29 protein-coding genes are annotated in these 18728 nt (G+C 55.5%); 18 read left to right on the forward strand and 11 right to left on the reverse strand.

Features of this window, described 5'->3' with window-relative positions; genetic code table 11:
- Positions 1-42 precede the first annotated feature (42 nt).
- From ACM6IR_RS08250 to ACM6IR_RS08265, 4 genes are all read right to left on the reverse strand, one after another.
- Positions 43-702, reverse strand: a complete 660-nt coding sequence (locus ACM6IR_RS08250; RefSeq protein WP_414907237.1) for a replication protein P — start codon at positions 700-702, stop codon at positions 43-45.
- A complete protein-coding gene (locus ACM6IR_RS08255) occupies positions 702-1472 on the reverse strand; it encodes a Pyocin large subunit-like protein (RefSeq protein ID WP_414907238.1) in 771 nt (256 codons plus the stop codon). The genes ACM6IR_RS08250 and ACM6IR_RS08255 overlap by 1 nt, the downstream gene beginning before the upstream one ends.
- Before the next feature lie 20 nt (positions 1473-1492).
- Positions 1493-2305 carry a Rha family transcriptional regulator gene (locus ACM6IR_RS08260; protein ID WP_414907239.1) on the reverse strand — a complete coding sequence of 271 codons (813 nt, stop codon included), beginning with the start codon at positions 2303-2305 and terminating at the stop codon, positions 1493-1495.
- Between the two features lie 65 nt (positions 2306-2370).
- Entirely contained in the window at positions 2371-2988 is a 618-nt protein-coding gene (locus tag ACM6IR_RS08265; protein WP_414907307.1) for a hypothetical protein, read from the reverse strand.
- A gap of 63 nt (positions 2989-3051) precedes the next feature.
- Between ACM6IR_RS08265 and ACM6IR_RS08270 the strand changes: the two genes are divergently transcribed.
- Positions 3052-3264, forward strand: coding sequence for a hypothetical protein (locus ACM6IR_RS08270; RefSeq protein ID WP_414907240.1), 213 nt, complete (start codon positions 3052-3054; stop codon positions 3262-3264).
- Here ACM6IR_RS08270 and ACM6IR_RS08275 read toward each other — a convergent pair.
- A complete protein-coding gene (locus ACM6IR_RS08275) occupies positions 3261-3467 on the reverse strand; it encodes a Cro/CI family transcriptional regulator (protein ID WP_414907241.1) in 207 nt (68 codons plus the stop codon). The genes ACM6IR_RS08270 and ACM6IR_RS08275 overlap by 4 nt on opposite strands.
- Positions 3468-3575: 108 nt before the next feature.
- Between ACM6IR_RS08275 and ACM6IR_RS08280 the strand changes: the two genes are divergently transcribed.
- The 4 genes from ACM6IR_RS08280 to ACM6IR_RS08295 all read left to right on the forward strand — a co-directional run bounded on the left by ACM6IR_RS08280 (position 3576) and on the right by ACM6IR_RS08295 (position 6509).
- Positions 3576-4445, forward strand: a complete 870-nt coding sequence (locus ACM6IR_RS08280) for a S24 family peptidase (RefSeq protein WP_414907242.1) — start codon at positions 3576-3578, stop codon at positions 4443-4445.
- Positions 4446-4571: 126 nt separating this feature from the next.
- Positions 4572-5717, forward strand: coding sequence for a hypothetical protein (locus ACM6IR_RS08285; protein ID WP_414907243.1), 1146 nt, complete (start codon positions 4572-4574; stop codon positions 5715-5717).
- Positions 5714-6046 carry an STAS-like domain-containing protein gene (locus ACM6IR_RS08290; RefSeq protein ID WP_414907244.1) on the forward strand — a complete coding sequence of 111 codons (333 nt, stop codon included), beginning with the start codon at positions 5714-5716 and terminating at the stop codon, positions 6044-6046. Before ACM6IR_RS08285 ends, ACM6IR_RS08290 begins: the two co-directional genes overlap by 4 nt.
- Positions 6018-6509, forward strand: a complete 492-nt coding sequence (locus ACM6IR_RS08295; protein ID WP_414907245.1) for a hypothetical protein — start codon at positions 6018-6020, stop codon at positions 6507-6509. Before ACM6IR_RS08290 ends, ACM6IR_RS08295 begins: the two co-directional genes overlap by 29 nt.
- Before the next feature lie 94 nt (positions 6510-6603).
- Here ACM6IR_RS08295 and ACM6IR_RS08300 read toward each other — a convergent pair whose 3' ends face one another.
- Positions 6604-6921, reverse strand: coding sequence for a DUF1654 domain-containing protein (locus ACM6IR_RS08300; protein WP_414907246.1), 318 nt, complete (start codon positions 6919-6921; stop codon positions 6604-6606).
- Between the two features lie 447 nt (positions 6922-7368).
- Here ACM6IR_RS08300 and ACM6IR_RS08305 point away from each other — a divergent pair, with 447 nt between their 5' ends.
- From ACM6IR_RS08305 to ACM6IR_RS08355, 11 genes are all read left to right on the forward strand, one after another.
- Positions 7369-7641 carry a hypothetical protein gene (locus ACM6IR_RS08305; protein ID WP_414907247.1) on the forward strand — a complete coding sequence of 91 codons (273 nt, stop codon included), beginning with the start codon at positions 7369-7371 and terminating at the stop codon, positions 7639-7641.
- A gap of 111 nt (positions 7642-7752) precedes the next feature.
- Positions 7753-8427 carry a polysaccharide lyase family 7 protein gene (locus ACM6IR_RS08310; protein WP_414907248.1) on the forward strand — a complete coding sequence of 225 codons (675 nt, stop codon included), beginning with the start codon at positions 7753-7755 and terminating at the stop codon, positions 8425-8427.
- Between the two features lie 385 nt (positions 8428-8812).
- Positions 8813-9061, forward strand: coding sequence for a hypothetical protein (locus ACM6IR_RS08315; protein WP_414907249.1), 249 nt, complete (start codon positions 8813-8815; stop codon positions 9059-9061).
- Positions 9058-9291 (forward strand): hypothetical protein, encoded by a 234-nt coding sequence (locus tag ACM6IR_RS08320; protein WP_414907250.1) that lies wholly within the window; start codon positions 9058-9060, stop codon positions 9289-9291. The genes ACM6IR_RS08315 and ACM6IR_RS08320 overlap by 4 nt, the downstream gene beginning before the upstream one ends.
- Positions 9288-9482, forward strand: coding sequence for a hypothetical protein (locus tag ACM6IR_RS08325; RefSeq protein WP_008075831.1), 195 nt, complete (start codon positions 9288-9290; stop codon positions 9480-9482). Before ACM6IR_RS08320 ends, ACM6IR_RS08325 begins: the two co-directional genes overlap by 4 nt.
- Positions 9483-9637: 155 nt before the next feature.
- Positions 9638-10786 (forward strand): hypothetical protein, encoded by a 1149-nt coding sequence (locus tag ACM6IR_RS08330; RefSeq protein ID WP_414907251.1) that lies wholly within the window; start codon positions 9638-9640, stop codon positions 10784-10786.
- A 53-nt stretch (positions 10787-10839) separates the two neighbouring features.
- Positions 10840-11829, forward strand: a complete 990-nt coding sequence (locus tag ACM6IR_RS08335) for a RecT family recombinase (protein WP_414907252.1) — start codon at positions 10840-10842, stop codon at positions 11827-11829.
- Positions 11829-12491, forward strand: coding sequence for a lambda exonuclease family protein (locus ACM6IR_RS08340; protein ID WP_414907253.1), 663 nt, complete (start codon positions 11829-11831; stop codon positions 12489-12491). Before ACM6IR_RS08335 ends, ACM6IR_RS08340 begins: the two co-directional genes overlap by 1 nt.
- Before the next feature lie 20 nt (positions 12492-12511).
- Entirely contained in the window at positions 12512-12754 is a 243-nt protein-coding gene (locus ACM6IR_RS08345; RefSeq protein ID WP_414907254.1) for a hypothetical protein, read from the forward strand.
- Complete coding sequence (locus ACM6IR_RS08350) at positions 12751-13212, forward strand: hypothetical protein (protein ID WP_414907255.1); 462 nt, start codon at positions 12751-12753, stop codon at positions 13210-13212. Before ACM6IR_RS08345 ends, ACM6IR_RS08350 begins: the two co-directional genes overlap by 4 nt.
- Positions 13213-13293: 81 nt before the next feature.
- Positions 13294-13617 (forward strand): hypothetical protein, encoded by a 324-nt coding sequence (locus ACM6IR_RS08355; protein ID WP_414907256.1) that lies wholly within the window; start codon positions 13294-13296, stop codon positions 13615-13617.
- A gap of 14 nt (positions 13618-13631) precedes the next feature.
- On the opposite strand, the gene ACM6IR_RS08360 is transcribed toward ACM6IR_RS08355, so the two are convergent.
- Positions 13632-13850, reverse strand: coding sequence for a hypothetical protein (locus ACM6IR_RS08360; RefSeq protein ID WP_414907257.1), 219 nt, complete (start codon positions 13848-13850; stop codon positions 13632-13634).
- Positions 13851-13959: 109 nt separating this feature from the next.
- Complete coding sequence (locus ACM6IR_RS08365; RefSeq protein ID WP_414907258.1) at positions 13960-14277, reverse strand: hypothetical protein; 318 nt, start codon at positions 14275-14277, stop codon at positions 13960-13962.
- Positions 14278-14390: 113 nt separating this feature from the next.
- Between ACM6IR_RS08365 and yejK the strand changes: the two genes are divergently transcribed.
- A complete protein-coding gene (gene yejK, locus ACM6IR_RS08370) occupies positions 14391-15398 on the forward strand; it encodes a nucleoid-associated protein YejK (RefSeq protein ID WP_414907259.1) in 1008 nt (335 codons plus the stop codon).
- A 319-nt stretch (positions 15399-15717) separates the two neighbouring features.
- Here the strand turns inward: yejK and ACM6IR_RS08375 are convergent, their stop codons facing one another.
- The 3 genes from ACM6IR_RS08375 to ACM6IR_RS08385 form a co-directional block, all read right to left on the reverse strand.
- Complete coding sequence (locus ACM6IR_RS08375; protein ID WP_414907260.1) at positions 15718-16029, reverse strand: hypothetical protein; 312 nt, start codon at positions 16027-16029, stop codon at positions 15718-15720.
- Between the two features lie 37 nt (positions 16030-16066).
- Entirely contained in the window at positions 16067-16252 is a 186-nt protein-coding gene (locus tag ACM6IR_RS08380; protein WP_414907261.1) for a hypothetical protein, read from the reverse strand.
- 94 nt (positions 16253-16346) lie between these two features.
- Complete coding sequence (locus ACM6IR_RS08385) at positions 16347-16844, reverse strand: hypothetical protein (RefSeq protein WP_414907262.1); 498 nt, start codon at positions 16842-16844, stop codon at positions 16347-16349.
- 46 nt (positions 16845-16890) lie between these two features.
- Between ACM6IR_RS08385 and ACM6IR_RS08390 the strand changes: the two genes are divergently transcribed.
- Positions 16891-18696 carry a DNA cytosine methyltransferase gene (locus ACM6IR_RS08390; protein WP_414907263.1) on the forward strand — a complete coding sequence of 602 codons (1806 nt, stop codon included), beginning with the start codon at positions 16891-16893 and terminating at the stop codon, positions 18694-18696.
- Positions 18697-18728: the final 32 nt, after the last annotated feature.

The raw sequence follows: 18728 nt of genomic DNA on the forward strand, positions 1-18728 counted from the left end.
GCAACGGTGCAGGCCAGTGTGATTGCAGATTTAGGAATGTCGTTACCCATGCGCATGACCTCCCCGGCTCTTGCGCAGATTGGCCAACGCCTGGTTGCCAATCTCAGGCGTCACACGACCGTCGACGCGGTCAGGCAGGGCCAGCGGGATATTCCGCAGTCGCTCGCCTGCGAGCATCATCTGGATGGTGATGTCGTAGTTGCGGTCGAACAGCTTTCGGCTGATATCGGCCTTCATCGTGCTTAGCGCGTTGAATCCACACTGGCTTGCAGCGTGGTACACGGCTTGGTGTGACCACTCGCGACTTCCCGCCATGCTCGGGTGAGCGTTTGCGATGGCTTCGGCGTAGGCGGCTTCGTGGGGCAGTATGCCGAGGTCTTCAGGCGATGGCTGGCACATCGCAACGAACTTTCCCACGCTCGGGATGAAGTCGGTGCCCAGCTTCCGGCAGTTTTCAATCCCGTAGCGGATCTGCTCGATGCGAGTGATTCCCTGGGCCACGAACGCCTTGATCCAACTGCGCTTTGCAGTTTTCAGGTCGTCGTCGAGCGGCCAGGCCTGCTTCCACGCCGGGAAGATCGCCTTGAGTTCCTTGAACAGTGAGTTCACGACGTCGGCGGTACCGGTGTCGATTTTCAGTGGAGCGGTTTCGACGGCGGTCGCGTTGCCCATGGTCTGCATGAGTTGATTGGGGGTTTTCATCAGAGAGCCCCCAAGTCATCAGCCCAGGTCTTGTCGTCGAAGTCTGGGCCGCTAGCCTGACGTCGCGGCGGGAACTGGTGAACATTGCTGCCCGTGGGTACCGGCTCCGGCACTTCGTCTTCCCAGCGCTTGCCGTTGAGCCAGGTCGAGGCGTGCGGGATGAACTGGCCGTTGTCCTTGGTCCAGTCGACGCTAAGGCTCTGCGCACCCAAGGCCTTGATCATCGTCTCGAAAAGCTCTGCGGACAGATCAAGCTTGTCCCAAGCCTTGCGTGCAGCGTCCTTGCTGACCTTGCGGGGATACAGCGCCCAGAACCGTGCGAACAGCTCCGCAGGATCGACCGCATCATCGCCATAAGGCTTTTGATCTTTATCTTCTCTTCTCTTCTCTTCTCTGGTCCGCTTTTTGTCCGCATCACTGGCGGACATTTTCGGGACAGGTTCTCCATTACGAGAGTTACGCTTGCGCTCGTTATCGTTGGCGCGGCGCTTCGCACTCTTGCCGTTGTGCTCGTCAAAGCGAGGCATTACAAGGCTTCCAGCGTCATTTAGGGCGGCCCACTCGACGTCAATCATTGCCTGGGTGAAGCCCGGCCAGCCGATGACAGCATCCATTGCATCAGTGGTGTACCCCACCAGCACACCATCATCACAATGGGTGTCGAAGATGCTCCAAGCGATGTGCAGTCCGCCGATGATCCGAAGTCTGTCCGCTTGCAATGCGGACACCATGCGGAAAACTTTCGGATGCGTTTGAAGTTCGATGCGCATTTTGATCCAGTCTCCGGCCATTACTTGCTGCCTTTGCCGATCAGGTCGGCCAGTTCGAGGAAACGATCGACGTACCAGTGCGGTTGCGTCTCGCGGGGGGATTGAGGGTTGGTGAGATTCTTGCCGTAGGTCATGCCCTTCTCGGTAACGCACCAGAACCAGACCAACTCCTGCTTGGAGTTTTTCCGCTGTAGGTACTTCAGGTAGCCGTGCTTCTCCAGACACACATTGAAAGCGGCTGCGGTGCTAGCAATGCTGTTTTCTTTGATGAGTGCGGTCAGTGATTTGGTCGGCATGGAGCTGCCGCCAGTGGCATCAGGCGCGGCGTCGATGGCGTAACCGGGAAGGAACTGGGCGTCGAGGCCGTTGTTCGCGGCAATCTTTGCCAGCATCAGCATTTGGCTGGAGGGTGCCGGTTTCAGGAGGCGCGTGAAGCACTCCATGATTGCCAGCTCACCGACGACCTTGGTGCCATTGAGCAGGACTTGCTCGCGAGCGCCCTGCTGCTGTTCCAGCTCGCGCCAGCGGCGAATCACCTTCATGCGCATTGGTGCGCTGTAGCCGGTAAGCAGGCAGTCGGTGTGCTCGCGATCGAGCAAATATTCGGTCTGCTCGCGGTTCATGCTGTCCCGATAGATATGAGCAAAAGCGCTCACATCTTCTCCGAGCTCTGTTGCCATGGACTGGATGTCACGCTTCACATCTGGGTGACGCTTACCAGTGACATTGGCGATCTCACGGGAAGACATCGTGGTCCGCGACACGTTTTCAGAATTAACAAAACGTGTCGCGACATGGTTCGGGGTATTGCTTGAATTAGGTTGGGTCTGCATAATCAGCCTCATCAAGTGGTAATAAATTAGCCGGGGCGCAATCCCGGCTTTTTTGTGCCTGAAATTCAGGCGATTGATTTCAAATTCGGGCGATGCTTCACGAGCAAGGCTTCAGCCTTCCGGCCCAACTCCCCTGCCCGCGCTTCAACTTGGCGGCACTGCTTTGCAAATGCCGGGAGGTGCGGCAAGTCCTCCTCGCACATCACTTGGTCATCGAACACTTCGCTGCCGGTATCGATCACATCGCCCAAGGCGCGGATCAGCGCGCCGAAACTTTTGTTCGCGCATTGATCGCTGGTCATCTGGCGGGCGCCGATCAGCCCATGGCGGCCGGCCAATTCGTTAATGCAGTGATCTCGGAACTCAGGCTCAAGCGCGTTAACCCACGACTCTTCCAACCACGACGGCATGTCTTGATCGCCGGAGAGCCAGCGCTGAACGCGCTTCAACCAACGGCCGGTCGCCTTTACGAACTCACCGACATCGTTCAGATCTGTCAGAGCGCCGAAGTCAGGAACCTCTTTGGCCGCTGCCTTGTCCGGGCAGGCCAAGTGCAGCTCGCGACTCAGCGTCTGGGCGAAGTCGTCCTGACTCAAGCTTGTGCGAGCAATTTGGTTTGCCGCGTGCGCTACCAGAACCTGGTCGCGGGTTTGAGCGCTGTGTCTTGAACTGGACGTTTCCATGGGTATCTCTCGTTCGTATTCTGGGTTCATGCAAATTTGTTGCTGCTGATCAGGAACGCATCCATGACCAATCAATCCGAATTACAAGGCGAGATAGCCGCCCTTTGTTGCCTTGCGGTCGCCTTGGCTTCCACCCTTCCCTTGTCTTCTCAGCTCAGGCTTTGGCCTGCCTTCGAGCGGGTTGCCGGTCCGTTAAGGAATCGGCTTGGTCGTGAAGAGCTTCGCGGCTTTGAGCGGGCAACTGCTTCGCTCAGTTCGCAGCGGGTTGTTGGTTAGGCGGCGGATTTCTTCGGCGATGCCTGAGCGGGAAAGGACTTGAGCTCGTGCGCTTCAAAAGTCCCATCCCGATTGCAGGTGACGGAAATATTTCGCTCGGCTGCGATGGCCTTGCTGATTGCGGCAGGGCTGACCCCAAGAGCCTTGGCCGTAAAGGCCTGCCCTTTCGTAGCAACCAGCTCTGTAAGTGGGATCTGCTTCATTCTGGAAATCTCGAATGGTGTTTTCGAGATCAATATTAACCGCCGGTTAGTTTTCTAGCAATACCGCCGGTTGCCGCAAATAAATTAACCAACGGTTAAATTTCACGGATGAGTAAAAAGAAAGAACTTTCCCCAGAGTTAAAAGCTGAGTGCGACGCCGCCAAGGCGCTTTTCGTATCGAAAAAGAACGCCCTCGGCCTGACTCAAGCAAGCCTTGCGGAAGCGGCTGACATCTCTGCTGCCGCTGTCGCGATGTACCTGAACGGCACCAACCCACTGAACGCCAAGTTTGCGGTTGTGTTGTCGCGCCTGCTTGATGTCCCCATTGAGAAATTCAGCAAGCGCCTAGCGAATGAAATCAGCGGTCTAACAGGCGCTGCGGAGCAAACGAACGCGTCATCGCAGAGCGCTTCCGCTGCCGACATGGTTCGCCAGATGCTGGCAAAACAGGGGAAAGGACTTTCGGATACAGCCCGCAGACGGTTGCTTGCAGCGGCTGAATCGGATGACGGCGGCGTACTTGAGATTGACTACTATCGCCCAGGCGTCATGGGTGACGAAGTATGGATTGCGCACTACGACGTGCGCGCAGCCATGGGCGGCGGACAGATACCTCATGACTATCCAGAGATGCTGCAGGATGTCCGGGTTAGCCCCCAGCACCTGCGCGAGATGGGCGTCGAGTTCAAGGAGCACTTCCATCTCAAGATGGTGACTGGCTGGGGTCAGTCGATGGCACCCACGATCAAGCACCGTGACCCACTTCTTGTCGACATCAGCATTCGCGAGTTCGCTGGGGATGGGATCTATATGTTTTCTTGGGAGGGCCACCTCTATATCAAGCGACTGCAGTGGCTTGGTGACGAGCAGATCACCATGCTATCGGACAATCCACGGCATCCACCTCAATCCATCAGGGCTGAAGACACCTATATCCAGGCACGGGTACTGCTGGTCTGGAATGCGCATTTAGTATGAAGAAAAGACCTAACTGTACCTATCCCGATTTTAGGATGGGGGCAATTGATCCACCAAGCCACCACTCCGCCCCCCGGGACCACGCTAGCAGCCAAATATCGCGGCAGGATTAACAGGCGTTTCAGGATGAAAAAATTAGATACTTTGACAATTTCGGTAAAACAGAGCAAAGCAATAAAGCGTTCGCATCGCCATACGTTCCGTCTAAATACGACCCCAGCAGAGCGCGCAGCAATAGTTAAGCGCAAAAAAAGGAACAAGCGCTCATCCAAAATAGGCAGTGTGGACGCACCTGCAAAGCTAGATATCTATAGCGGAAAAAACCATACACTATTTATTGGTTTTTTAGAAAAGTTGCGAGCAAGCGTTATAAGCAATAAAAAAACATTTATAAGTTTCCGAAACTCAACCCGAATCACGGCTGCTGCGGGATTGCTCTTAGTGGCCGAGACCGCAAAACTTGTGAAAGCTTTTCCGCAAGCCATTATCAAATGTTCTTTTCCGCCGACCTCAAATGAAGGACGGTATAAGAACACATATAACATAGTGGAAAGCGCTCTAAATCAAATCGGTTTTTTTGAGCTAATTAATCAGCAATGCAACAGGGCAGCAAAATACAAAAGCGTTGAGATGTGGCACCAACTCTCCGGCGACACTGCTGACGGTAGTTTAGCGCAGTCACTTTTGGACTCTCTGCCTGACAGCATCCCGAAACGATCGAAGCAGAAGTTATATCGTGGCGCTATTGAAGCAATCGCTAACTCGGTTGAGCATGCGTATCCTTCAAGAAGGCTAGACGGTACTAATTCCCTTGACAGCAGATGGTGGATGCTTGTCGGCCTTGATGAACGCAGACTATCAGTAATCATATGCGATCTCGGAGTAGGCATTCCTGAAACATTACCAAAAAAACACCCAGAAACACTTCTGTCTTTGATCAAAAGCAAGTTCTCAATTTTCGACAATTCCGATTCGGAATTAATTAGAGCTTCCACACACATTAAGTCTACCCGAACATTGCTTGCCAACCGGGGAAAAGGTGGCAAGGACTTCAGGAGTATTGCTCGAAACTTCCCAAGTGCAACTCTAATTGTTCGAAGTAATAAAGGTGCTTTTTTTCTAACTGGCGAAAAAGCTGCACCATTGAAAAAATCTTCCTCGCGCCGTTACGTGGAGGGAACGAACAATCGTGAATCCACTCAAAATCATTCACTTTCAATCCGTGGTACACTCACGGAATGGATTGTTCCTTTAGAGGACATCGTATTATGATAGAAGTTAAAGTCGTTGATTTCTCCGAATTCCCTGGCCCTCGAAAGGAGTCAATAGGCCCTAATTCCGGAGAAAAATTTCGCGATTCAGTTCTTCTGCCTGTAATTGCTAAGTATCCTGGCGAGCAAATTGTAGTTAATTTGGACGGCACGGCAGGATACGGCTCCTCATTCCTCGAAGAGGCGTTTGGCGGGTTACTTAGGCACAACATCCCATTAAGCAAAGCGATAGAAATTTGCGACAATATAATTTCTGAAGAAGATGAATCTCTAATCGATGAAATACGAGAATACATCATCGATGAAAATGAGCGTCAGAAAAATGGATGAAAATAGCCTCCTGAAGTTTCTACAAATATGCTTTTGGGGCGCAAGTCTATTTTTCGTAATATTCGGCATATTCGTTACGATAGTGGGCTGGACTGTAAATGGAAACAAAGCCAAACAGCTTGCTAAAAAGAAGGATGCTCACGAGGCAATTGATAAAACCTTGAAGTCTTTTAACGAATTCGAAGATGCCGCACTCTCATTTTGGGCTGAAAAAGACAGTAAGATTAAGCTTTATCAGCTTGTTAGCCTTCATCAACGAGCTATCAGCAACCTTAAACAATTACTTGAACTTAAATCAGGAGACTTCCCAATCTCCGAAATCAAAAATCTTCGCAAAGAATGCACGCTGGATGCCGAAACAGCGACCAGACCTATTCCTGAAAACGACATCAAGATTAGGAAAATTAGTCACTCAGTACAAAAAATCGCCTCATCTCAACTACTAATTAAGACATGGAAATGACATCCTGTTTTACTACACACTACTTCGCCCCCCAACCTTCCTAACGCAATTCAGTCTCTGAGAAAAGCCCGTAAATTACGGGCTTTTTTGTTAATCAGAAAGGCGCCTCCCCCTCAGCAGCAAACGCCTCGTGCACTTCAGCCGGGCAGTCTTCGCCTTCTTGAGCTTCCCATCTAAGCGTCACCGATTCATCGTCGTTGAATGTCATGTCGATGCCGTCCGTTTCGGATAGCAAGCCCATCACCTCTTCCCACTCCCGATCGCCATCGGTATCCAGGCGGTGAATCGTTACCCAGCGCTGAATCTGCGCAACGGGGTGATTGATCATTTCAGAAACACGCAGCCCGAGTCGCTCCATCCCGCTTCTTTCTTGTCGCTGCGCCGGTTTTGACTGCTTGTTCGCCTTGGACATTCCTGCCTCCTAATGCTGTATATCCATACAGTTAACATTGAGCATACCCCAGCTGAACGAAAAATAAATTAACCGGCGGTATTGACTAGATATAAACCGGCGGTTAATTTAACTCCATCGCCACCGAGTACCAATTAGGGACCGGCAGCGAAGGGTCGAGAAACCCGCCGCTCTTTAACAGTTAGGGAACCTCGCCATCGACTACCCCGGGTTTCAGCCGGTAAGCGCGAGCAACAAATAGTCGATGCCACGCCAGCTCTGGAACTGGCCGTGCTCACTAGATGTGAGTACGCGAAACCACGCAAGCCGATCTGCGAAGAACACCGAACACGAAATGTGTGACGCGGATTAGAGATATGAATCGGGCGACGCGCGTGGTGGAGAAAACAGATTTCCTCGATGACCTTGGCAACAGGGTCATCCGGAAAATCAACCGGAGACAGCAGCATGCAAATCAACCAGCAGAAAACGGTGCAGGTCGACGTGACTGAGCTTCACCTGCACATCAAGGTACGCGACGGCTTCGCTGCCGGCCTGAAGGATGCACAGGGTGAAGAAGTGGGCAGCTACGAAGGCTACGTGCCGGACTTTTTCCCGGGTGACCACTACGGCGATTACCTGATCCTCAACATCGATCTGGAAACCGGGCAGATCAAGAACTGGAAAAAACCATCTGCCGATGACATCGAAAAGATGCTCAGCCAGGGCGAGGACGACTGAACGTCAGCATCACCTCTGCCCATTCATTGAATGGGCTTTGGGATGTAGGCCTGCATCAAACGAAAGGCTCAACTGAGCAAAAGGCGACATCAACGGAATGAGGCATAAACCATGACTGTAGACATCAGCAACTTCACCATCGCTACCCCGCTTCCGATCTCCGACACCAACCCGATTGCGCTTGAGCTCATCGGCTGGCGGGCACTACTCGAATGTCCAGACGTTGTCTCGATGCTTCCAGATGGTTCGCTGCAGATGACGGCGCCGACACTCGGCGCTTCGAGTAAGAGCACGAAGCGAACTCGGTGCGAATGGAAGGAGCCAGGCTACTGGTTGTTCTCCAGCGCCGCAGACCACTGGAGCCTACAAGAGATGCGAGTGACGAAGGTCAACTCGTTGCAGAAGGTTGTGATCGCTCAGATTCATGTGAAGGATTCAGAACGACCGCCTGTAAAGGTGTTCTGGAGCAAAGGAAAAATCATCATGGGGTTCCGATCGAGCTACCTGCAAGACGATCCCGTGAATTCGACGGTGCTGGAAAACGTACCGCTCGGTGCGCTTTTCAAAATCAACATTCACGCCAACTCCAGCGGTGCCGTTTCCGTATCGGCGAGCTGTAACGGCGTCAAATCTACTTCCGAAATCATGCGCCTCGACAACACCTGGGACACGAAAACTCTCGCCTTCCACGGCGGCGTGTACAACCAAATCGATTACTCCGAAACCACTGACCCGGAAGACGGCTCGGTCTGCATCATCAGCGATCTTTCCATTACTCACAGCTGACAGCGCCTGCCGATGCGGACGAAGCCCCGGCTTATACCGGCCACCTGCATTTATCAAACAACCCCGCCTGGAGGATTGGCAGTCATGCACCAGTAAACGATCCGCCCGCGTGGTGCAGCAAGCCTGAAGGCTGCGCCCAACACCCATACAGGCAGCGGACAGTAGGCCGACGATGTCACCGCGCATCGGCCGGAATTCCGGTAGGCCACTCCAGCGCACGAAGACACCTTGATGCTGCAAACCCAGGCCGTCGCCAGTAGCGGGCCTGGGCTCTTCCTTCCGACACAACCCGCATGCACTCCCCTCCGCGCCCAACGGCAACCAGCGGAATAGATGAGTGCAGCCGGGTTTAGTTGGATCAACACCCGTCACTCTGGAGGCGACCATGGCAGCCAGCTATGCAGACAGTGCGCAGGCCCGGGATTGGGACAGGCGCTACGACGCTTGGGGCCGCGAGAAAAAATCGCAGCCTGAAGAGTTCCATGACTACGAGGCCGAGGCACTCAAGCGCACCCAGGCGCTCGCTGATCGAGCGGCAGGGTTGCTGGAAGAACGCAAAAGCCTGAAGCGGCGTATTGGTCTGGCCATGGTGCAAATGGAGATGGTCTGTCTGCCAAAAGGAGGCGAAGCGTGAACAAAGAACAACGCGACCACCAGACGGCGATCACTTGGATCGAGGCTGAGATCGACAACATGATCCGCGACCTTGGGAAACCCAACGCCAGTTCCGCGGCAACGTCGTGCATCACGTTGGCCTACATGCTGCGCGTCATCGACGACAGCGAACATCGGCACTACCGGGCGCGCATCGACCAGATCTACGCCACCTATAACGAATCGATCCGGCAAGGAGCTGCAGCATGACGACCCCACCAGTTAAATCACTGATCGACGAGCAGCTCGACGAGATCGAATCGAAGCTGGTCCTGCTGGGTTTCGGCCTGCCGTTCAACGAGGTGATTGGCAAGTCTCGTGAAGCTCTGGTCGCCAGCCTGCCTCGCCGTCTGGCGGCAACCATGAAAGGCGGCCGGATCGCGGTGAGGGTTCGGCCATGACTTCCTATCAGCGCGCAAAACGCTTTTGGTTCTGGCGCGGTTCAGCCATCGCCCTGCTCTACTTCACTGCCTGGATGCTGGCAAGCGCCTACTCCGGCCAGATCACTCAATAACCCACACCTTCAAAGCTGCGCACCGCGCCGCAAGGAACTTTCATGTCCACAAATACTAAACAAGCACTCGCACAAGAACCGCTCGAAGCTAGCGAAAGCGACGATGTACAAAAATCTGTAGTCCCTGCGGTAGCCGTCACCGACATCGCCGAATATCGGCCGCACGAGGAACAGATCGTTCGTCTGGAGACAACTTACGCGAAGCTGGTCGTTGACTGCTCGACCAGCGAAGGCTTGGCGAATGCGAAGGAAGTTCGCGTCGATATCCGCGACGTGCGCTATGCCTTGGCGAACACCACCAAGACGGCGCTCGTTCCCTATCAGCAGAAAGTCAAAGATGCCCAGGCTCGCGTCAACCAGGTTAAGGAGTTCGGCGAGACGCTGAAAGATCGTGTGCTGGCAATTGAAACGCCTGTCGACGAAGCAATTAAGGCTGAGGAAAAACGCGTAGCTGATGCCAAAGCAGAGCGCGAGCGTGTCGAGACTGAACGTGTCGAAGCCATCCGGGCAAAGATTACCCGCTTCAGCTCCGTCGCTGCCGCATATGCAAGCCGTAGCGCTGCCGATGTCGCGACCATTCTGCAAGGCGTCAAGGAATCGGTGATCCTGCCCGAAGAATATGCCGAGTTCGAAGCTGAAGGCACCATCGCCCGCGACAACGCTATTGAGCAGCTTGAAACGCTACACAAGTCTGCTGTTGAACGAGAAGAGGCTGCCGCCAAGCTGCTGGCCCAGCAGAAAGAACTTGGTGAGCTGCGCGAGAAGCAACGCATTGCCGACGCTGAATCTGAGGAGCTGCGCAAACAGCGCGCCGAGGAAGACCGCAAGCGTTTGAAGCAACAGCAGGACGAGCTGGACCAGCAGCGCCGCGACATGGAAGCACAGCAACGGCAACAGCGTGAGCAGCAGGAAGAGCAACAGCGTCAGCAGCGTGAACGCGACGCACAGTATCAACGCGATCAGGAAGAGCTGGCCCGTCTGCGCGCCCAGGCCGCCGCACCCGCTCCAGCCACTTCAGTAGCTGCGCCCGCGGTCGCAGAGAAGGTCGAAGAAGCACAGGCGATCGTTGCTCAATCCGACGATCTGACTACGACCGCACCATCGGTTGACGACATTGTCGAGGTTGTAGCTCTGGGCTTCGACGTGGATCTCGACACTGCTCGCGCCTGGCTTCGCGCCATCCGCTTCTAACCTCCCTTTCCATCTGAAGGTCGACTAAATCCTCGTCGACCACGGAGAGCGCAATGACCGACTCAGACACTCAAGCACCAACCGGCCTCGCCACATACCACGATCCATCGCACAACGCGGCAGCGCTTATTCTCGATCCGGGCACCATGAAGTCGATGAGCGACCTCGCGCTGATGATGTCGAAGGGCGTGACAACAGTCCCCAAGCATCTGAAGGGCAATCAAGCCGACTGCATGGCGGTAGTGCTACAAGCAATGCAGTGGCAGATGAACCCATTCGCTGTTGCGCAGAAGACGTTCATCGTCAACGGCGGTGCGCTGAGCTATGAGGCGCAGCTCGTTAACGCAGTGATCACCGCCAAGGCACCAGTCAAGGGTCGCTTGAACTTCGAGTGGTTCGGCACCTGGGAAAACGTCATCGGGAAGATGCGCGAAGTCACCAGCAAGACCAAGAAGGACGAGGACACTGGCGAGTTCAAGAAGTACCGCGTTCCGGCCTGGAGCTTTGACGACGAGAGAGGTCTCGGGATCAGGGTCTGGGCAACTTTCAAAGGCGAAGACGAACCACGCGTTCTGGAACTTCTGCTCACCCAGGTCCGTACGCGGAACTCGACGCTTTGGGCGGAAGATCCCAAGCAGCAGATTGCCTACTTGGTGACTAAAAAATGGGCGCGACTCTTCTGCCCTGACGTCATCCTCGGCGTCTATACACCCGATGAATTCGAAGACTCGTACGGCGGCGAAATCGATATCACCCCTGCGAAGCAGGCTTCAAACACCGCTGCCGCTGCTGGTGTGTCGTTCGGCCCGAAATCCCCGTCGCCGGAAATCGACGGGGTATTCGCAGACCTTTTGGTCGTCGCGAGGCGGCAGGACATAGAAGCCTACGCGACAGCCTGGGCAGCTCTCAAGCCGAAGCAGCGCGCAGCAATCGGCCTGGAATGCCACGAAGCACTCAAGAACATGGCCGCAACCGTTGATGGCGACTTTACCGACATGACCGGCACCAACGACGACCTGTCTCAGGCCGAGGAGGCGGCGTAGTGAGAGCGGAACTTCAGGGTACTGAAAAGTGGCATGCAGACCGATCTGGCCGAGTGACAGCCAGTCGGTTTAAAGACGTGATGGCCTGGGGAAAGCCTGACAAAAATGGGAAGCGCGAGCCTATGGGGGCGCGCACCTCATACATGCGCGAACTGTGCTTCGAGCGACTGGCAAAGAAGTCCAAGCATAACGTCAGCAGCGCTTCCATGAAGTGGGGGCACACCGAAGAACAGAAGGCTCAGGACGCCTACGAGATGTTGACCGGCAACATCGTCATGCCGTCAGAGTTCATTGTTCACCCGAAGTATGACTGGCTCGGCTGTTCGCCAGACGGCCTGATCAACGATGACGGCGGGACCGAGTCGAAGTGTCCTTTCAACGAGGCGATACACGTCAGGACGTGGCTCGAAGGCATGCCCGAAGAGCACATGCCGCAGGTCCAGGGCTGCATGTTCGTTACGGGACGGAAATGGTGGGACTTTCTGTCGTTCGATTCTCGCCAAGATGAAGAGTGTCAGCTCTACATCGAGACGATTCACCGCGACGAAGACTACATCGCCAACCTGCACAAAGAGCTCGTCCAGTTCAACCTGGAACTGAATCGCATGGTTGATGAGGTCGCGGACAGAGCTCGTGCGCAAGCTCATCGGTTAAGTGCCTGATAACGAATGAGGTGGCCATCATGATCAGCAACCTAAAATATGATATCGAGTTCCGGCGCGATAAAGCGCTGGAGCTTTCCAGCCAGGTCGAGCAGCACCTGGCCGCGGGCGGACGCTTCTCCAGATCCGAGCCTGCTCAAATCAATCCACCACCTGCTGAGCGCTCCACAAAGATCGATCCCGAAACCGTCCTCAAGCGCCGCCGCCCCGCCATCACTGCGGCTGAGCGCAAGGCGCTGCGGAAACTCGCGGAGGCGTTATGAGCAAGCGCAAGGCAAACAACGGCTTCGCCCGCGCCGAACGCAGCTGCCGGGCATTGCTCAGGACGAATCATGTCGCCGTCGTGAACATCGACCCCAGCGGTGCGCAGATCATGGCGAACTGGAAGAACTGCCGGCAGATCCGGAGCTTGGCGATCGCCAACGCTCTGTTCGATTTTTCCTACCGCTGGACGATTTACCTCAGCGCCATGTGTCGAGACGAGCGCGGCGTTGAGTACGTCAAGTCGGTGGAGATATCGCCGGAGGGCATCTACAAGGTAGAGCGCCTGACGGATGCCATCGAGCATTACTACCTAGAGCTGCGAAACAGCTGCAATCCGAACCATCTGGTTGCGTCTGGATGGATCGCCGTTCCCGCAGAGGTGTCGCTTGAAGAGGCGCAGGCGGCGAAGTTGTTCTATGCCGCCGGGGCCTGGCATCAGGTAAAGGTCGCAGCATGAGACGCATCAGCAATCAGGTGCGCCAGCGCCGACGACAGACATGGCTGGATATTCCAGCCCACGGAATTGAAGAGGCAGGCGATGGCCAAGAGCAACGCGGATATTCAGAAGGACAAGCGTGCCAAGGAGAAAGCCTTGCTCGACCGGATTGGTGCCGAGAAACGCACGCTGATTGTGTCGAAGGCGCTGGCTGATGCACTTCAGGTGCTGGGCGAGCGCCACGACTTCGAGGAATGGCAGGAGACGGTATCGACGTTGCTGATCAACCTGGCCGATGCGCCAGCCGAAGAGTCCGCCCGCTTCGCTACCATGTCGCGACACAAATTCACGATAAGCGAAAATGTGTCGCGTAAGCTGGCTCAGGCTTATCAGCGTGAGGCGCTGCGTATCTGCCGCGACGAATAAGCCCACCTTAGCTTTTAGACTGGCGCGGTGGCCAATGCCAGCTCATGAGCAGCGCTCATAACTTGAATGGCGTTTGACACATGCGGGTGCCCAACCCAGCGGTATGGGGCGTTACTCAATAAGCCCGCTGCCGCATTATCCATCAGAGTTTTTACATCTAGCCCGCTGGCAATGGCCGCTCCAATGATGGCTACAAGCGCCTGCTCAAGTGCGACTTCGCGATCAGTAATCATCTGCTCTTCCTTGATCCGACTTTATGCCGGGTACGAGATGAATAGCTCATATATGGGCAAAACGCCACTACACGCTGTCGCATCCGGTCACGGAGCGCGGCGCCTACGATCACGACCCTACGTGCGAAAGCTCTTCGTCAATGATTCGCTCAGCATTCTTCGCAGCAGTTGTCGCAAACTCGTAACAGACCCAGTAGTCCTGCTCTGTTACGGATGCAGATCCCTGCAAGTTCTCCAGGCAGCGCATTAATGCATGCTTTATCAAGCCATCATTTAGAGCATTGCGGGCTGCCTCTTCACCTTCAACCGCTCGAATGGCAGCTTCGATTTCTTCGATCTGTTCAATCTTTGCCGCCAGCGCGACCTTAGCGAACTCATCTCGCTCGACGATTTTGGTCCAAGAGTGATCAACTATCAGCGTTTTCATTATTAGCTCCCTGTCTTCCTGGCTCATGCCGGGTCATGAACCAATAGCCCACAAACCCACATCTCGCCACCGCATCCGATCTCGGAGGGCGGCGCCTATCCGAGGTAATCGCAATGCCTGTTCTTCACAGCATAATCCACAAAATCGACAAGAAGCCCGACGGCAGTCCGGCGATCCTGCACCGCAGCGGCACAGAACTGGCCGAGAGCCAAGCCCGCGACGATCTGATCACCCAGCTCAACGAAAGCTACAACGCCAAGACCGGAAAGGCCTGGGGTTTTTTTCATGCCGAATCGGGCGCCTTCCCACTCAGTGGCTGGCTCAGTAAGTACATGGCTGGCACCGTAGACTTCGTGGATTTCAGTGGCGACGCCGTTGAGCACCTGACAAAGCTCATGGAGGAATCCAACCTGTCGATTGGCGGCAGCGCCCTCTTCTGCCACTACTTGCAAGGCATGACCGATTACCTGGTCATTGCCCTGCTACAGGAAACCGAGGCGGTGATCATGACCGACGGGCTGACGCTGATGCCTATTCGGCGCCTGGATCTCGATCACATCCGTCTGGCCGCGCGCATCAATCTCAGTGAGTGGAAGAGCAACCCAGCGTCCCGCCAGTATATTTCGTTCATCAAGGGCAAGAATGGCCGAAAGGCAAACGATTACTTCCGCGACTTCATTGGTTGTCAGGAAGGTGTCGACGGTCCGGGCGAAACCCGAACCCTGCTCAAGGCGTTCAGTGACTTCGTTGAGAACGAAGACCTGGGAGAAGAATTGGCCCGGGAAAAAACCCACGCCTTGGTCAGCTACTCCATGGCCCAAGCCAAGATCGGTGAGCCCATCACCCTTGATGATCTGTCGGAACTGATTGATGAAGATCAACCGAAGGCCTTCGCCGATTTCATTCGCAACAAGGACTACGGCCTGTCGCCCACCATACCCGCGGACAAAAAGACCCTGAACAAATTCCGGCGCTTCACAGGTCGCGCTGAGGGCCTATCGATCAGCTTCGAGCAACACCTGCTTGGCTCCAAAATCGAGTTCGACAAAGACGGCGGCACGCTGACGCTGCACGGCCTGCCTACTCAGCTCACCGAGCAATTAAAGCGCGTCGCCGCCTAGAAAATGGTGCGGCTGGCTATGAGGGCTGAAAAACCTCTTTGGTTTTTGTCCAAATAAGCGTGCCGCTCCTCTGGTACTTCCTGCTCCATTCATCTCCGCAGTCCTTGCACTTGATAAAAAGGGCCTCATCAACTGCGTCGCGACCGCTGAGCACTTCGAAGCTTCCCAGATCGTCTTCTTCGTCGTACGACCGTATAGATTTTTCGCAGCAAGCATTTGGGAACATCGCAACTCCTTGATCCGGCTCCATGCCGGGCCGAACACAAATACCCCACTTCAACGAATCACGCCACCGCATACCGTCGCTGAAGACATCGCGCTATTTGAGGGGGACCAAGAACAGGACATTGCTGCTCATGTCTTTAACTCGAACCTCGCCAGTTCCGTACTCAACCACCTTGTTTGCGTTGAGGATCACAAAGTAATCCGCTCGGTCCCACGCCCAGCCACTGACCAGGCGATGCGAGTACTTCAAGGCTTCAAACTCTCCGCGTGACTGATATCCATCCGGCCTACCAAGAACGCTAGTTACCTCGTCCTTCGTCATACCTGGCTGAATATCCGACATCAGCTCCCCCGTGGTGCATCCGGCGAGCAGTATCACAAACACCAGCAGTATGATTTTTCGCATTTGATGCCTCATGAAAAGCGCCTGCCCCCACCCTCACCTATTGCGCTGAAGGCTCTGTAAATCGGTCAATCGCCTTCCTGTAAGTAGCCAGCTCAATGATCTGCCGCAAGCAAATGACGACCTCAAGCTTCTGCTTGTCGTCGGGGATCCCTATCCGCTTGAGCATCATCTGAGCGTCTTCTTCGATTGCCGCAAGTGCATCGATATCGCTTTGCAGTCTCATGTCGGCCTCCCGTCAGGCTGAGTTCGACATAAATAAATACCCCACTTCAACGAATCACGCCAACGCCAGTGACGAAATATGGCGTGGTCATTGGTCATGACACTCGGGAAACGGAACCTATATCCGTTGCCGTTCGAATGCCTGCGCAGTGAGCTTCTTTAGCGATAGCAATTCGATGTAATGCCCGGTCGGTAAGCTCCAGCCACTTTTCCATTTCCACTTCGTTCTCTTCCAGCTCGAAAAGTAGACCTTCGAAGTTATATTTAAGCCTCAAACAGTCCGCTGCACTATCAGGGTTGGTGTCTGCCTCAATGACCAAACGAACCCCTGCCAGCAGCTCGCGAATCAGCTTCTTCCGAACATCTAACGTGGCAGAGTCTTTCTGTGTGATGGCTATGACCCATTCACATTCGACCAAGAAAACCAGCAGCATTGACTTCCTCTTTTCTTCAACCTCTTTGCGTTCAGCAAGTCGTTGCCGATTAGGTATCCACAAAGCGAGACCAAGCGCTGCGATAGCCCCGATAGCTTGAACCCAAGATGCTAGCCCTGGATGTTTCTCTATCCAGCCTAAAACGTCTGCAAACTCCATAAAACACTCCCTGTAGATCCCGGAACTATACCGGCGAGGATCCCCTATGTCCGTACAACAGAAATTACCCCAGTTCATCCATGGTCAGCCAAGCATGGGCCTGCCGTTCGAAAAAGAACTGGTGGTGGACCTGTTCGCCGGTGGCGGTGGCGCCAGCACCGGCATTGCCCGGGCCTACCGAGAGCCGGACGTGGCCGTGAACCACAACCCGATCGCCTTGGCCGTGCACCGCGCCAACCACCCACAGACGGCGCACTACGTTGCCGACGTGTATGAGGTGTGCCCTCGAAAAGCAACCGGCGGCCAGCCTGTGGCGATCATCTGGGCATCGCCCGACTGCCGCCACCACAGCAAGGCCAAAGGTGGCGCGCCGCGTGACCGAGGCGTTCGCGGGCTGGCATGGGTGGTGATCCGCTGGTGTTTCATCACCAAGACGCGACTGCTCTTCTTGGAGAACGTCGAAGAGTTCTGCGACTGGGGACCGATCGACGAAGAGGGCCAGCCAATCAAGGCCGAGCGCGGGCGTACCTTCAAGGCGTTCATTGCTGCGATCAGCGTGGGGCTGCCCGCCGATCACCCGGACATGCCGGAGATCATGCAGGCTATCGGGGAGTTCGTGCCGATGGAAACACTGGTGCGCGGCCTTGGCTACAACGTCGAATGGCGCGAGCGAATCGCCGCCAACGCCGGAACGCCGACCATCCGCAAGCGCCTGTACCTGGTGGCGCGCAGCGACGGAAAGCCGATCGTCTGGCCGGTGCCGAAGCGCCACAAGCGGCCTACGGCAAGGCAGCACCCGTGGCGCACCGCAGCAGAGTGCATCGACTGGAGCAACCTCGGCCGCACGATTTTCCGCGACAAGCCAATGGCGGTGAACACCATGCGCCGCGTGGCCAAGGGCTGTTGGAGGCATGTGCTGACCAGTGCGAAGCCGTTCATTGTCCCGATGCGTGGCACCTCGGAATCACACACCAGTACCCACGGCGTGGACGAAGCCCTCTCGACCATCAGCGCCGGCGGCACGCATCACGCACTGGTGCAGCCAGTGGCGGCGCCATTCCTCACCGAGTGCGCCAACGGTTCAGCCCAGCGCAACTTCGATGTGCAGGAACCGCTGCGCACGCAGGTGGCTCAGGTCAAGGGTGGGCACTTCGCAATGGTAGCTGCACACATGACGGCTTTTGGTCAGAACTCTGTCGGCACCTCACCTGACGAGCCGGTACAGACAGTTATGGCTGGGGCCGCACGGCATGGCGTTGTCGCAGCGTTCTTCGAGCAGGCGAACGGCGGTTTCTATAACGGTGATGGCCGCGCCGCCGACTCGCCGCTCTCAACCATCTGCCAGTCCGGCGCCAATCAGCGCCTGGTGAACGCCTACCTGGTGAAGTATTACGGCAACGAGAAGGACGGCATATCGCTCACCGAGCCGATGCATACCCTGCCGACGAAAGACCGAGTAGCTCTTGTCGAGGTTGTGCAGGTACCGGACACGCTGACACCCGAACAGATGGAAGGCGCCCGGCGCTGCGCCGCCTTCATGCACGAGCACCTGCCGGAGCATTTCAAAGACCCTGCCGAAATGGTGATGGTCGGTGGCTACGTGCTGGTGGACATCACCCTGCGCATGCTGCAACCACCTGAACTGAAGGCGGCGCAGGGATTCGACAAGGACTACATCATCGACCGCGGACTGTTCGTTGATCCGGTCACCGGCGCTGAAGAGTGGCGAGACATCAACAAAACAGATCAGGTCCGGCTGATCGGCAACAGTGTCTGTCCAGATGAAGCTGAAGCACTGGTTGCGGCCAACGCAGCCGACATCATCGAGCTTTATCAGCGCCTCGCAGCTTAAAAAGCGGAACCCCAGAACCGCAAAACCCCCTC

Source organism: Pseudomonas sp. IT-P253, from assembly GCF_949768125.1.
Taxonomy (GTDB): domain Bacteria; phylum Pseudomonadota; class Gammaproteobacteria; order Pseudomonadales; family Pseudomonadaceae; genus Aquipseudomonas.

Coding starts and splice junctions, on each gene's coding strand:
- ACM6IR_RS08250 (WP_414907237.1), bottom strand. CDS start 702: ATGAAAACCCCCAATCAACTCATGCAGACCATGGGCAACGCGACCGCC.
- ACM6IR_RS08255 (WP_414907238.1), bottom strand. CDS start 1,472: ATGCGCATCGAACTTCAAACGCATCCGAAAGTTTTCCGCATGGTGTCC.
- ACM6IR_RS08260 (WP_414907239.1), bottom strand. CDS start 2,305: ATGCAGACCCAACCTAATTCAAGCAATACCCCGAACCATGTCGCGACA.
- ACM6IR_RS08265 (WP_414907307.1), bottom strand. CDS start 2,988: ATGGAAACGTCCAGTTCAAGACACAGCGCTCAAACCCGCGACCAGGTT.
- ACM6IR_RS08270 (WP_414907240.1), top strand. CDS start 3,052: ATGACCAATCAATCCGAATTACAAGGCGAGATAGCCGCCCTTTGTTGC.
- ACM6IR_RS08275 (WP_414907241.1), bottom strand. CDS start 3,467: ATGAAGCAGATCCCACTTACAGAGCTGGTTGCTACGAAAGGGCAGGCC.
- ACM6IR_RS08280 (WP_414907242.1), top strand. CDS start 3,576: ATGAGTAAAAAGAAAGAACTTTCCCCAGAGTTAAAAGCTGAGTGCGAC.
- ACM6IR_RS08285 (WP_414907243.1), top strand. CDS start 4,572: ATGAAAAAATTAGATACTTTGACAATTTCGGTAAAACAGAGCAAAGCA.
- ACM6IR_RS08290 (WP_414907244.1), top strand. CDS start 5,714: ATGATAGAAGTTAAAGTCGTTGATTTCTCCGAATTCCCTGGCCCTCGA.
- ACM6IR_RS08295 (WP_414907245.1), top strand. CDS start 6,018: ATGAAAATGAGCGTCAGAAAAATGGATGAAAATAGCCTCCTGAAGTTT.
- ACM6IR_RS08300 (WP_414907246.1), bottom strand. CDS start 6,921: ATGTCCAAGGCGAACAAGCAGTCAAAACCGGCGCAGCGACAAGAAAGA.
- ACM6IR_RS08305 (WP_414907247.1), top strand. CDS start 7,369: ATGCAAATCAACCAGCAGAAAACGGTGCAGGTCGACGTGACTGAGCTT.
- ACM6IR_RS08310 (WP_414907248.1), top strand. CDS start 7,753: ATGACTGTAGACATCAGCAACTTCACCATCGCTACCCCGCTTCCGATC.
- ACM6IR_RS08315 (WP_414907249.1), top strand. CDS start 8,813: ATGGCAGCCAGCTATGCAGACAGTGCGCAGGCCCGGGATTGGGACAGG.
- ACM6IR_RS08325 (WP_008075831.1), top strand. CDS start 9,288: ATGACGACCCCACCAGTTAAATCACTGATCGACGAGCAGCTCGACGAG.
- ACM6IR_RS08330 (WP_414907251.1), top strand. CDS start 9,638: ATGTCCACAAATACTAAACAAGCACTCGCACAAGAACCGCTCGAAGCT.
- ACM6IR_RS08335 (WP_414907252.1), top strand. CDS start 10,840: ATGACCGACTCAGACACTCAAGCACCAACCGGCCTCGCCACATACCAC.
- ACM6IR_RS08345 (WP_414907254.1), top strand. CDS start 12,512: ATGATCAGCAACCTAAAATATGATATCGAGTTCCGGCGCGATAAAGCG.
- ACM6IR_RS08350 (WP_414907255.1), top strand. CDS start 12,751: ATGAGCAAGCGCAAGGCAAACAACGGCTTCGCCCGCGCCGAACGCAGC.
- ACM6IR_RS08355 (WP_414907256.1), top strand. CDS start 13,294: ATGGCCAAGAGCAACGCGGATATTCAGAAGGACAAGCGTGCCAAGGAG.
- ACM6IR_RS08360 (WP_414907257.1), bottom strand. CDS start 13,850: ATGATTACTGATCGCGAAGTCGCACTTGAGCAGGCGCTTGTAGCCATC.
- ACM6IR_RS08365 (WP_414907258.1), bottom strand. CDS start 14,277: ATGAAAACGCTGATAGTTGATCACTCTTGGACCAAAATCGTCGAGCGA.
- yejK (WP_414907259.1), top strand. CDS start 14,391: ATGCCTGTTCTTCACAGCATAATCCACAAAATCGACAAGAAGCCCGAC.
- ACM6IR_RS08375 (WP_414907260.1), bottom strand. CDS start 16,029: ATGCGAAAAATCATACTGCTGGTGTTTGTGATACTGCTCGCCGGATGC.
- ACM6IR_RS08380 (WP_414907261.1), bottom strand. CDS start 16,252: ATGAGACTGCAAAGCGATATCGATGCACTTGCGGCAATCGAAGAAGAC.
- ACM6IR_RS08385 (WP_414907262.1), bottom strand. CDS start 16,844: ATGGAGTTTGCAGACGTTTTAGGCTGGATAGAGAAACATCCAGGGCTA.
- ACM6IR_RS08390 (WP_414907263.1), top strand. CDS start 16,891: ATGTCCGTACAACAGAAATTACCCCAGTTCATCCATGGTCAGCCAAGC.